Source organism: Streptomyces sp. Tu 3180, assembly GCF_009852415.1.
GTDB lineage: Bacteria > Actinomycetota > Actinomycetes > Streptomycetales > Streptomycetaceae > Streptomyces.
The window spans coordinates 8,225,506-8,237,502 of sequence record NZ_WOXS01000002.1; the positions used below are offsets into that span (position 1 = coordinate 8,225,506).

General features: G+C 68.5%; 10 protein-coding genes. 8 read left to right on the forward strand and 2 right to left on the reverse strand.

The annotated features are described in order from the left end of the window. Positions 1–25 precede the first annotated feature (25 nt). From GL259_RS36740 to GL259_RS36775, 8 genes are all read left to right on the forward strand, one after another. Positions 26–1,285 carry a hydroxymethylglutaryl-CoA synthase family protein gene (locus GL259_RS36740; RefSeq protein WP_159538030.1) on the forward strand — a complete coding sequence of 420 codons (1,260 nt, stop codon included), beginning with the start codon at positions 26–28 and terminating at the stop codon, positions 1,283–1,285. After that, positions 1,273–2,058: an enoyl-CoA hydratase/isomerase gene (locus GL259_RS36745; RefSeq protein WP_159538031.1), complete on the forward strand. Its 786-nt coding sequence runs from the start codon at positions 1,273–1,275 to the stop codon at positions 2,056–2,058. Before GL259_RS36740 ends, GL259_RS36745 begins: the two co-directional genes overlap by 13 nt. Before the next feature lie 2 nt (positions 2,059–2,060). Beyond that, complete coding sequence (locus tag GL259_RS36750) at positions 2,061–2,813, forward strand: polyketide synthase (RefSeq protein WP_159538033.1); 753 nt, start codon at positions 2,061–2,063, stop codon at positions 2,811–2,813. A 6-nt stretch (positions 2,814–2,819) separates the two neighbouring features. Next, positions 2,820–3,065, forward strand: coding sequence for an acyl carrier protein (locus tag GL259_RS36755; RefSeq protein ID WP_159538035.1), 246 nt, complete (start codon positions 2,820–2,822; stop codon positions 3,063–3,065). Beyond that, entirely contained in the window at positions 3,046–4,293 is a 1,248-nt protein-coding gene (locus tag GL259_RS36760; RefSeq protein WP_159538037.1) for a beta-ketoacyl synthase N-terminal-like domain-containing protein, read from the forward strand. Before GL259_RS36755 ends, GL259_RS36760 begins: the two co-directional genes overlap by 20 nt. Before the next feature lie 73 nt (positions 4,294–4,366). Next, positions 4,367–5,311, forward strand: a complete 945-nt coding sequence (locus tag GL259_RS36765) for an acyltransferase domain-containing protein (RefSeq protein WP_279578657.1) — start codon at positions 4,367–4,369, stop codon at positions 5,309–5,311. Positions 5,312–5,344: 33 nt separating this feature from the next. Beyond that, complete coding sequence (locus GL259_RS36770; protein WP_159538042.1) at positions 5,345–6,208, forward strand: SDR family oxidoreductase; 864 nt, start codon at positions 5,345–5,347, stop codon at positions 6,206–6,208. Between the two features lie 68 nt (positions 6,209–6,276). Next, positions 6,277–10,170, forward strand: coding sequence for an SDR family NAD(P)-dependent oxidoreductase (locus GL259_RS36775; RefSeq protein WP_159538044.1), 3,894 nt, complete (start codon positions 6,277–6,279; stop codon positions 10,168–10,170). 267 nt (positions 10,171–10,437) lie between these two features. Here the strand turns inward: GL259_RS36775 and GL259_RS36780 are convergent, their stop codons facing one another. After that, positions 10,438–11,466 carry an NAD(P)/FAD-dependent oxidoreductase gene (locus GL259_RS36780; RefSeq protein WP_159538046.1) on the reverse strand — a complete coding sequence of 343 codons (1,029 nt, stop codon included), beginning with the start codon at positions 11,464–11,466 and terminating at the stop codon, positions 10,438–10,440. A 10-nt stretch (positions 11,467–11,476) separates the two neighbouring features. Continuing rightward, complete coding sequence (locus GL259_RS36785; RefSeq protein ID WP_159538048.1) at positions 11,477–11,995, reverse strand: isoprenylcysteine carboxylmethyltransferase family protein; 519 nt, start codon at positions 11,993–11,995, stop codon at positions 11,477–11,479. Between the last annotated feature and the right edge of the window lie 2 nt (positions 11,996–11,997).

Sequence of the window (11,997 nt, forward strand, 5' to 3'; positions counted from 1 at the left end):
CGGTAAAGCCCCAGGAAGAGAAGTCATGACGACCGTTGGAATCGAAGCACTGAACGTCTTCGCCGGCTCCTGCTATCTCGACGTGGAAAAGCTGGCGATCCACCGAGGCCTCGACACCGCGAGGTTCGACAACCTGCTCATGAAGGAGAAGACCGTCGCGCTGCCGTACGAGGATCCGGTGACGTTCGGCGTCAACGCGGCCAAGCCCCTCATCGACGCGCTCTCGCCCGAGGAGCGGGACTCCATCGAGCTGGTCATCACCGCGACCGAGTCGGCGTTCGACTTCGGCAAGTCCATGAGCACGTACTTCCACGACCTGCTCGGGCTGAACCGGAACTGCCGCCTCTTCGAGATCAAGAACGCGTGCTACTCGGGGGTCGCGGCACTGCAGACGGCGGCGAACTTCATCCTGTCGGGGACCTCGCCGGGCGCGAAGGCCCTGGTCATCGCCACCGACATCACGCGCTTCATGGTCGCGGAGAGCGGTGACGCGCTCTCCGAGGACTGGTCCTTCGCCGAACCGAGCGGCGGAGCCGGCGCCGTGGCGATGATCGTCAGCGACACCCCGCACATCTTCCAGATCGACGTCGGCGCGAGCGGCTACTACGGCTACGAGGTGATGGACACCTGCCGTCCCCTGCCCGACAGCGAAGCGGGCAACGCGGACCTGTCCCTGCTCTCCTACCTGGACTGCTGCGAGAACTCCTTCCTCGAGTACCAGCGACGTGTCGGCGACGTCGACTTCGTCTCCACCTTCGGCTATCTCGCCTTCCACACGCCCTTCGGCGGAATGATCAAGGGCGCGCACCGCAACCTGATGCGCAAGGTCGCCAAGGCGCGTCCCGCGGTCATCGAGGAGGACTTCCGGCGGCGTATGCACCCGGGCCTGACGTACTGTCAGCGCGTCGGGAACATCATGGGGGCGACCACCATGCTGTCGCTGGCCAGCACCATCGACAACGCGGACCTGTCCAGCCCCCAACGCATAGGCGTCTTCTCGTACGGCTCCGGCTGCTGCTCCGAGTTCTTCAGCGGCGTGTCCCGCCAGGAGAGCCAGGACCGCACGCGTGACCTCGGCATCGAGAAGCACCTCGGCGGCCGGTACGAGTTGACGATGCCGGAGTACGACTCACTGCTCCAGGCCAACCACGCGGTGAAATTCGGCACCCGGAACGCCCACCTGAACACCGGCATCGTTCCGCAGGCCCGGACCGGAAGCGGCCGGGAACGCCTCTTCCTGAAGCGGATCGACGAGTTCCACCGGGAGTACGAGTGGGTGTCCTGAACACGGCGGCGTTCGACACGGTCAGGGTCCGCTTCGAGAACGGGATCTGCTTCCTCCGGATACACCGTCCGGAGGCGGGCAACACCATCAACGCCCGCCTGGTCGAGGAGTGTGCCGAGGTGGTGCGCTTCGCCGAGGAGCACGCCACGATCCTCGTCCTGGAGGGGCTGCCCGAGGTCTTCTGCTGGGGCGCCGACTTCGGGGACCTCGCCGCAGGAGACGCGGCAGGCGGGAACGGGGAATCGCCCGCGGCGGCCCTGTACGACCTGTGGCTCTCACTGGCCTTCGGATCGTTCGTCTCCGTGGCGCACGTACGCGGCAAGGTGAACGCCGGAGGAATGGGGTTCGTGGCCGCCTGCGACATCGTGCTGTGCGCGGACGCGGTGATGTTCAGCCTGTCCGAGATGCTCTTCGGACTGATGCCGGCCTGCGTCCTGCCCTTCCTGATCCGGAAGGTCGGCCCGGCCAAGTCCAACTACATCACGCTGATGACCCAGCCGTTCCCCGCCGAACAGGCCGTGAGCTGGGGACTCGTCGACGCCAGCGCGGACAACAGCGAGAACCTGCTGCGCCGGCACCTCCTGCGGCTGCGCCGGCTGCCCAAGACGGGAGTGACCCGCTACAAGACCTACCTGCGCAACCTCGACGACATCCTCCTCCCCTCCCGGGACAAGGCCGTCGCGGCCAACCAGGAGGTGTTCTCCGACCAGGAGAACCTGCGCAAGATCGAGCGCTACGTGACCACAGGGCAGTTCCCCTGGGAAGGAGAGTAGGAATGCAGGGCCCACCCGTCGAGTACCGGGAGATCACCCCTTCGGTCGTCCAGATCACGATGCAGGACCGGGTGCACAAGAACACCTTCTCCGATCAGCTCATCACGGGCCTGCAGGACGCCTTCGCGAAGGTCGCGGCCGACGAACGGTGCAAAGCCGTCGTCCTCACCGGCTACGGCAACTACTTCGCGAGCGGCGGCACCAAGGAGAGCCTGCTGCTCATCCAGGAGCGGCGCATCAGTTTCACCGACGCCGACATCTACGGCCTCGCGCTGGACTGCCCCGTACCCGTCATCGCCGCGATGCAGGGGCACGGCATCGGCGGCGGCTTCGCCATGGGGATGTTCGCCGACTTCGTGATCCTCAGCCAGGAGAGCATCTACACGACGAACTTCATGAAGTACGGGTTCACCCCCGGTATGGGCGCGACCCTGATCCTGCCCAGGAAACTCGGCATGAGCCTGGCCGGCGAAATGCTGCTCTCGGCGAAGACCTACTACGGCCACGAGTTGAAGGAACGGGGCGTCCCCTTCCCGGTCCTGCCGCGTGCGGAGGTGCTGCACCACGCCCTCGAACTGGCTGAGACGCTGGCCGAGAAGCCCAGGGTCTCCCTGGTCACACTCAAGAGCCACCTGGTCTCCGAGCTCCGCGCCGAACTCCCGCACTACATCGAGCGCGAAGTGGCCATGCACGCGAAGACCTTCCACCAGCCCGAGGTCCGGGCTCTCATCACATCCCACTACACAGAAGGCTGACACCCCATGCCGGACACACGCGTCTTCGACCTGATCGTGGAACACACCCGCGAGGTGATCCCCGAGCTCGAAGAACACCGCTTCGCCCCCACCGACTCGCTCCGCGAGCTGGGAGCCAACTCCATCGACCGGGCAGAGATCATCGTCATGACCCTGGAGTCGCTGTCGGCGAGCATCCCCCTGGTCGAGCTGGCGGACGCGAAGAACATAGGCGAGCTGGCGGATCTCATCCATGACAAGTCCGCGGTCTGACGGCCGCGACGTCGTCGTCACGGGCCTGGGCGTCACCACCGCGGTGGGCCAGGGCAAGGACGACTTCGTCGCAGCCCTTCTCGACGGTCGCCACGCCTTCGGGCTCATGCGGCGACCGGGCCGGCTGCCTCCGGCCCCTTCCCCCGACAAAACCGCGGCCTTCCTGGGCGCCGAGATGGGGGAGCCGAGCCTGCCCGGGAGCATCGCCGCGCGCACCGTGCGCACGGCCTCGCTCTCGGCCAGGGTGGCCCTGACCACGCTGCACGAGGCATGGCAGGAGGCCGGGCTGGACGAGGCCGACCCGTCCCGCATCGGCCTCGTGGTCGGCGGGTCCAATGTCCAGCAGCGCGAGTTGACCCTGCTGCACGCCCGCCACGCGGACCGTCCCGAGTTCCTGCGCCCGACGTACGGCATGGGCTTCATGGATTCCGACCTGTGCGGATTCTGCACCGAGCAGTTCCCGATCCGGGGCTTCGCCCATACACTCGGCGGCGCTTCGGCCAGCGGTCTGCTCGCGGTGCTCCAGGCCGTGCGGGCGGTGCAGTACGGCGAGGTCGACGTCTGCATCGCCCTCGGCGCGCTCATGGACCTGTCGTACTGGGAATGCCTGGCGTTCCAGGCCATGGGCGCCATGGGCTCCCACCGCTGGGCCGACGATCCGGCCGCGGCCTGCCGCCCCTTCGACCGTGACCACGACGGGTTCATCTTCGGTGAGGCATGCGCCGCAGTGGTCGTCGAGCGGGCGGACGGGCGCCGGCATCCGGCGCCGTACGCGCGCTTCTGCGGTGGCGGCAGGGCAATGGACGGCACCCGCAATCCCCACCCGTCGGTGGAGGGAGAGGCGGCCGTCATCCAGGCCGCGCTACGGGAAGCCGGCCTGTCCGCGTCAGACGTCGACTACGTCAACCCGCACGGCACAGGCTCCCCCACCGGGGACGCGGTCGAACTGCAGGCGCTCGCGCGCTGCGGGCTCACCGACGCCCGGATCAACGCGACCAAGTCGATCACCGGGCATGGGCTCACCGCGGCGGGGGCGGTGGAGATCGTGGCCACGCTCCTGCAGATGAGGGGGCGGAAGCTGCACCCCACCCGCAACCTGGCCGATCCGCTGGACGAACGGTTCCCCTGGGTGCGCGAGGAGGCGGAGGACTGCGCGGTCCGCACGGCTGTGAGCCTGAGCATGGGCTTCGGTGGCGTCAGCGCGGCGATCTGCCTCGAGAAGTGCTGACGGCGAAGGGCCCCCGGGCCAAGGTCCGAGACCTCGCGAAAGGAGCGGCGCGGTGACGAGATCCACCGTGTTCATGTACTCGGGGCAGGGCTCCCAGTACTTCCACATGACCCGCGAACTGTACGAACGGCATCCGCGCTACCGGCTCTGGCTGGAGCACTGCGACGACATCGCCTTCCCCGTCCTCGGCAAGTCAGTGGTGGACACGATATTCGACCAGGACCGAACGAAGAGCGATCCGTTCGACTCGCTGGCGGACTCCAACGCGGCGCTGCTGTGCGTGGAGTACAGCCTCACACGCGTCGTGCAGGAAATGGGTTACCGGCCCGACGCCCTGGTGGGCTACAGCCTGGGCGAGATCACCGCTGCCGTGGTCGCGGAGGTGCTTTCGCTGGAGCTCGGGATCTCCTTCGCCGTGGAGTTCGCACGGACGCTGGCGGATCGCACCCCGCCGTCCGGGATGCTGGCGGTGCTCGGTACGGAAGAACTCCTGCGCAGCCACGCCGGGTTGTTCGCCGACTGCTGGGTGACGGGACGCAACTTCGACGGCAACTTCGTGGTCAGCGGTCGCGTCGGGGCGGTGGACCGGCTCGAACGCTCCCTGGGGCAGGAGGGGATCGTCTGCCAGCGGCTGCCGGTCAACCACGGCGTGCACACCGAACTCATCGACTCGGTCGAGGAACAGGTGCGCGGCCTCCTCGGCACCGTGACGTTCGCTCCGCCGAAGATCCCGATCGTGTCGTCCGCCTCCACGGACCGCGTCGTCGACGTGACGGCCGACGGCGTCTGGGCCGCCATGAGAAGTCCGGTGGATTTCGCGCGGACCATCGAGAAGGTGATCGCCGCCGGCGACGCGACCTTCGTCGACCTCGGGCCCAGCGCGACACTCGCGACATTCGTGAAGTACATCCTGCCGCCGGGCAGCGGCTCCGCGCAGGCGCACACCGTCAATCGTTTCGGACAGGACCTGAGATCGCTTCGCGAGTTTCAGGAGCAGACGGCTTCCATACGAGGCTGAGGACGAGTCGGGATCCAGGGAGGAAATCCGGTCATGTCGACGTCGAACGAGATCAGAATCTATCGGGACGCCACCGCGGTCATCACGGGTGCCGCGTCGGGGATCGGCCGTGCGCTGGCCGAGGAACTCGTGGCCCGTGGCTGCGAGGTGGTGCTGGCCGACCTCCAGATCGAGCAGGCGGAGGAGGTGGCCGCCGCTCTTCGGAAAACCGGTGGGAAGGCGACCGCCGCCTGGCTCGACGTCACCGACCACGCGAAGTTCGAACAGCTCGTCAAGGACACCGTCGCGCGGACCGGACGTCTGGACTACCTGTTCAACAACGCCGGCATCACCCACGGCATGGGTGCGGGCGCCCGGCACTATCGCATCGAGGACTGGCGGCGCATGATCGACGTCAACCTCGTCGGTGTCGTCAACGGCGTTCAGGCCGCCTACAACCTGATGATCGACCAGGGGTTCGGGCACATCGTGAACACCGCGTCCCTGGCGGGGCTGGTCCCGAGTGCGGGGACGACCTCGTACGTCACCACCAAGCACGCCGTGGTCGGGCTCTCGCACAATCTGCGCATCGAGGGGGCACAGCTCGGGGTGCGTGTGAGCGTGCTGTGCCCGGGCGTCGTCCGGACCCCCCTCATCGAGGGAGGAGTGTACGGCCGCCGCGTCGAGGGCGTGACCCGTGAGATGACGCGGAACATGTGGGAAGAGCAGAAGCCGATCTCGGCGGAGGAATTCGCCGGGAAGTCGCTCGACGCGGTCGCCCGGAACAAGGGGATCATCGTGGTTCCCGCGGCCTGGAAGCTGTTCTGGTGGCTCTTCAGACTGTCGCCGTCCCTCTGCGTGAACATCGCGACCAAGAAGTTCCGGGACCTGGGGGGGAGTGAGAAATCCGGCGGCTGAACCGGCTACTGGCCTGTACGTCGGTCCCACAGACCTCTGCCGACCGTCCGCGAACGAGGAGTGCCGATATGAGCAGTGTGTCCCCGAGCCTTTCCACGGAAGCCGTGCACTCGTCCGCGGTTGCCGACTGTTTCTATTCGACGGCATGGGTCGAGGCGGAGGGGCCCTCAGGGGTTTCGCGGCCAGGTCCCCGTCTGCTGTTGTCGGATGCGGACGTCGATGCCGATCTGCCGGGCGGGTGGGTCAACCGCGCGGTGCGCGCCTCGGATTCGCTCGGCGACGTGCTCGCCGAGCAGGCCTGGAGCTGCGTGGCGGTCCTGAGCGACGGACGAGAAGCTGATGTGCCGGCGGGGCTGCGCGTGCTGCAAGCCTGTTCACAGGGGGTGCTTTCCTCCCCGTCCAGGGTGGTGTTCCTGCCGGCGCCGGGTGCGGCCGACGACGCGGGATTGTGGGGGCTGGCCCGGACTGCCCGGCTGGAGCGGCCCGACCTGGCGGTTCACTGCATCGAGGCACCCAGGGAGCAGCTTTCCCGGGCGTTGACACTGAGCCGGAGCGACCGTCTGGAGGAGGACTACCGGTTCACCAGGACCGGCGTCCTCGAAGTCCCGAGACTGCGACGGCACTTCGTCGGCGATGAAGGGTTCGCCGCCCGGCCGGATGCGACGTACGTGGTGAGCGGCGGGTCGGGAGCTCTGGGGCTGGTGGCGGCCGAGTTCTTGGCTCACCGGGGGGCGCGGCACGTAGTGCTGCTGTCCCGGTCGGCGCGCCCGGGATCTCCGGTGCCGCCCGCGGTCGCCGAACTGCGTCGGTCGGCGCGGGTCGAGTGGATGACCTGTGACGTGAGCGACCCGCGGAGTGTTCGTCGGGCGCGGGACGCCATCGCGAAGGCCGGTATGCCGGCGGTGGCGGGCGTCGTCCACGCCGCAGGCGTCCTGGCCGACGGCATGCTGGCGCACCAGTCGGAACAGAAGCTGAGGCAGGCTTACGGGGCCAAGGTCGACGGCGCGAAGAATCTTCGGAGCGTCTTCGCCCCGCCGGACTTCCTGGTGCTGTTCTCCTCGGCCGCCTCCCTCTTCGGGGCCGCCGGGCAGGCGAGCCATGCCGCGGCGAACGCGACGCTGGACGCGTTGGCCGAGTCCTGGTCGCTGCGGGGTGAGCCCGTTCTCTCCATCCAGTGGGGTGCGTGGTCCGACGCCGGCATCGCGGTGCGACACGGAGCGGTCGAACGCGCGAGGACCGCGGGCTTCGGAGCGATCGGCAACGATCTCGGGGCCACGGCGCTGAACCGGCTGCTCGCCGGGCCCGAGCGGGGAGTGGTCTGCGTCTCCCCGCTGGATTGGGACACGCTGTCGCTGAGGAGCCGTTTCGTTTCACGCTTCACCACCCGGCAGCGAACGGATGCGCCGGCGCCGCCGCCGGCGCTGGGCGACGTGGAACAGGTCGTACGCACGGCGGCCCGGGCAGCGGTGGGACGGCATGTCGAGGACGACACCTCATTGGCCGACTCCGGCCTGGACTCGTTGGGAAGCGTATTGCTGCGAAACAGGATCGCGTCCGACCTGGAAGTCGTGCTGCCTCCGGCATTCGCCGTGGAGTCCGCAGATGTGCGCTCTCTGGTGGGGTACATCTTCGAGCAGCTACGAAGTCGATCGAGCGAGGGTGCGGCTACCCGGCACGAGCCCGCGTCACGGAAGCCCGCGAGCCGGACGCGCACTGCTGCGCAGCCGCCCGCTTCACCGCGTCTGCCGGTCCTGGTCATAGGGGCAGGCCTGGGCGGTCTCGGATTCGCTCGACGACTGGAGAGGCTGGGCGTTGCGGCGATGATCCTGGAGAAGCGGGACCGTGTGGGCGGCGTATGGAGCTCACTTGCCAATGCGGATTCCAAAGTTCAAATCGATTCCCCAGCGTACAGTTTCGACAGCGCATCACCCGCGGTGCACGGCGACCATCGGTGGCGGGCGGTGTTCCCGGGCAGGGACGAGGTCCTCCAGCAGTCGAACTCCGTGGCGTCCGAACTGAAGGCACCGATTCACTTCAACTGTGAAGTGGTTTCCGTCAGGAAGGTGCGAGAGCAGGAATACGAGGCCGTATACCTCCAGCGCGGAGTCACCAAGTCCGTCCGCGTCTCAGGTGTCGCGGCTCTTACGGGCGGGCTCCACCTGCCCGTGCGGCACCGGTTTCGTGACGAGCACCTCTTTGCGGGGCATGTCGGACTGGGGGTCGCCGATGACACGCCGCCGGAAAAGTTCAAGAACGCATCGGTGGCGATTGTCGGACACGGTGCTTTCGCCCTGGAGAACATGCGCACCGCCCTGGAGAACGGTGCGCGGCATGTGACGATCATCTGCCGACGGCGGAACCTGGTCGTGTCCACTCTCTGCAACTGGCTGATCAACTCAAGCGAGGGAGCGACACCGCTCGATGACGTCGTCGACATCATGCGCCCGTTCTACGACCTCTGCGGCATCGACATAGCATCCCTTCCCTCGCTCTCCCGGGAGGCGGACGGAAGTTTCGTGCTGGATCAGTCGACGGTTCCGGCGGCCTCGGACGTCTACTTCCTGGCGCAGGCGCTCGGGAAGGTGACCGTCATGGAGAGCGAGATCGATCACGTGTCGGCCCGTTCGGTCGTCACGGAGAGCGGGACGGAGGTGGAGGCCGACGTGCTGGTCAAGTGCCTGGGATCGCACACGGACCGGAGCGTCCTGACGAAGATCTTCGGCGAGGACAGCAGAGTCGAAGGGCTCTGGATCGACGGGGACCCCAATCTGTTCACCTACAACGACGGCGCGCAGATCCCCCGAAAGGCGAAATCCCTGCTCTGCTCGAGTTACGTGTTCTTCCTGCAGGCATTCGCTGAAGCTTACCTGCATTTCCGGGACAACCCTGCGGAGCTGAAAGCGCTGTTCGGCAGGATCGCTGTGGAGTCGTCGGAAAAGTCGTCCTCCGAACGACTGCTCGTAGAGTTGTGGGATTTCATCGAGCGCGCGAAGAAGAATGTCGCATCGCGAACTGCCGAGCTCTGCCCGTTCGACCGCTTCCAAAAGGAGCGGGAAGCGGAGTGGCGGGCGTACTCCGCGATGATGGGCGGAACGGAAGACGAGGGGGAGGGGCTTTGGAGCGTGATGTCCCCGACCGTGTCGCTGCTTCACCGGCGGGATCCCGCGTTCCCCGTGGAGCGACGTGTCCAGCATGACGGCTTCGGCCCGATGAGCATCTTCGTGCCGCGACGACACCGGGTGCTGTTCCTGCCGGGCCGGGGGACCGACGGACGTCTTTCCCGGGCCATGCTGAAAAAGGCCGGTTGGACCAGGCGAGAAGATCTGGAGTTCGTCATTCCCGACGCTCCCTACGCGATGCCGGCGTTCACCGGTGTGGAGCAACTGAACATCCGGGGCCTGGACTCCTTGGCCGAGGAGGGTCTCTACGACCTGACGGGAACCTATCGGGAGTGGAAGGCGGGCTTCTCGGAACTGTGGGACCAGTACCACGACACTCCGGCCGGCCTGGCACCTGCTGATGCCGATGCCGAGGAGTCCTTGAACTCGGCCCTCCAGTACCTCAGGGCGGTCGCGGAAGAGCATGGGCCGTTCGCCGGTGTCGCTGGATTCGGCGAAGGCGCTGCGATGGCTTCGGCCGCTCTCCACCGTCAGGCTCGGGGGCGTGAGGTGGGACTGGGCGACGTACGCTTCTTCATCGCGATGTCCGCATGGCGGTCACCTGCCCATGAGCGGGCTGGGATATTCGAGAAGCCCCGGCCCCTTGATGTTCCCGTGCTCCAGACGCTGGGTGAGAGAGAAGCGGAGGTGTTCCAGGCTGCTGCTCCGGTCTTCGGCCGGGACTTTCGCCAGGTGTTCGAACACAGGCATCTGGGAAAGCACGCCTACCCTTCGCTCACGCGTGGTCTCGATCACAAGCTGAACCGCCTGCTTCATGCCGCATTCAGCCCCGATCTTCCGTGACGGCCGCCGGGCCCGCCGGACGAAGCCGGCGACGCAGGGCTGCGTCGTTCTCGTGGGGGGCCGGTTTGATCACCTGATGTCCGAGGCGGCCGAGGGCCCGGCGGTTTTGCGGGCGTGGTGGCGGAGGCCGGCGGCGATGTCTGCGCGGCCGGTGAGCCGGAGAGGGCCGATGACCAGGTTCCTGGGGGCGGCCACGGCTCGGGGTGTGGTTCCGGCCCTCACTCGGGAGGCGTCTTCTTCGTGGGTGCGGACCCTGCGCCTGCCGGTTCACGTCCCCGCCGGGCGCGCCAGCGCGTCGACGGTCGCGGAGAACAGCCGTGGCAGCCGCTGCGCCGTGGGCACCAGCGCGGCGCGGACCGGAGGCATCCTCGTCGCGCCGAGCAGCGCCCGGGTCAGCCAGCGGTAGCGCCGGGTGAGCCGTCGCCACTCCCGCTCGTACGCTGCCGGGTCGTTGCCGATGACCGCGCGCACCGCCGCCGGGGCCTGCGCGAGCGCCAGCGCGATGCCCTCGCCGGTCAGCGCGTCGACGTAACCGGCCGCGTCGCCGACGAGCAGCACCCGGCCGGCGGTGCGCGCGCTCGTGTCCTGGCGGAGCGGCCCCGCCCCGCGCACCGGCCCGACGGGCCCGGCTCCGGCCAGCCGCTCCCGCAACTCGGGGAAGGCGGCGAGGTGGTCGTCGTACGGTCCGCGGCCGGAGGTGAGCACCGCGACGCCTACGAGGTCGTCGCCCACCGGGGTCACGTAGGCCTCCGCGTCACGGGCCCAGTGCACCTCGACGCGGTCGCTCCAGGGGGCGAGCGCGTAGTGGCGGCGCAGCCCGTGCCGCCGGTGGGCCCGACGCGGCCGGTGCAGGCCCAGGGACCGGCGGATCGGCGAGTGCAGGCCGTCCGCGGCGACGAGGTGGCCGGCACGGGTGCCGTCGACCACCACACCGTCCTCGTCCTGCTCGACACGGCGCACGGTGCGCTGCTCGACCCGCACGCCGGCGGCCAGCACCACCTCTCGCAGCGCCGCGTGCAGGGCGGTGCGACGTACCCCGCGGCCCGGCCCCGCCCGGAAGTCGGCGTCGACCCGGCGCGGCCCGCAGACGTACCCGATGCCCCGCAGGTCGTGTCCCGGCGGGTGCACACCGAGCGCTGCCAGGGCGGCGACGGCACCCGGCATCAGACCCTCGCCGCACGCCTTGTCGACGGTACCGGCGCGCTGCTCCCAGACGGCGACCTCGAGGCCCGCCCGAGCCGCGTGCAACGCCGTGGCGAGACCTGCCGGCCCCCCTCCGACGACGAGCAGATCCATGTGTGCCCCCTCAGGCCAGCCGCGTCAGGGCGGCGTTCTCGACGCGGACGCGGGTGGCGAGCAGGAACCCGTTCAGCACGGTGAAGACGACCGCTGTGATCCAGGCCGAGTGCACCAGCGGGAGCGCGAGCCCCTCGACGACGACGGCGAGGTAGTTCGGGTGCGGGAGCCGTCGGTAGGGGCCGCCGGTCACGCGCGCAGCGCCGGGCACGACGATCACCCGGGTGTTCCACTGCCGGCCCAGGACGGCGATGCACCACCAGCGCAGTGCCTGAGAGGCCGCGACGAGGGCGAGCATGGCCCAGGCGAGGACCGGTACGGTGTCCGGCCGCCGCACCCACACCTCCACGAGCGCGCCGGCGAGCAGACCCGTGTGCAGCACCACCATGAACGGGTAGTGGCCCCGCCCGGCCTCCACGCCGCCCTGCGCGACGCTCCAGACGGCGTTGCGGTGGGACACGACCAGTTCGGCGACCCGCTCCAGGCCGACGGCCAGGACCAGGGCGGTGAACAGAACCTCGCCGCTCACCT

Coding starts and splice junctions, on each gene's coding strand:
- GL259_RS36740 (WP_159538030.1), top strand. CDS start 26: ATGACGACCGTTGGAATCGAAGCACTGAACGTCTTCGCCGGCTCCTGC.
- GL259_RS36750 (WP_159538033.1), top strand. CDS start 2,061: ATGCAGGGCCCACCCGTCGAGTACCGGGAGATCACCCCTTCGGTCGTC.
- GL259_RS36755 (WP_159538035.1), top strand. CDS start 2,820: ATGCCGGACACACGCGTCTTCGACCTGATCGTGGAACACACCCGCGAG.
- GL259_RS36760 (WP_159538037.1), top strand. CDS start 3,046: ATGACAAGTCCGCGGTCTGACGGCCGCGACGTCGTCGTCACGGGCCTG.
- GL259_RS36765 (WP_279578657.1), top strand. CDS start 4,367: ATGTACTCGGGGCAGGGCTCCCAGTACTTCCACATGACCCGCGAACTG.
- GL259_RS36770 (WP_159538042.1), top strand. CDS start 5,345: ATGTCGACGTCGAACGAGATCAGAATCTATCGGGACGCCACCGCGGTC.
- GL259_RS36775 (WP_159538044.1), top strand. CDS start 6,277: ATGAGCAGTGTGTCCCCGAGCCTTTCCACGGAAGCCGTGCACTCGTCC.
- GL259_RS36780 (WP_159538046.1), bottom strand. CDS start 11,466: ATGGATCTGCTCGTCGTCGGAGGGGGGCCGGCAGGTCTCGCCACGGCG.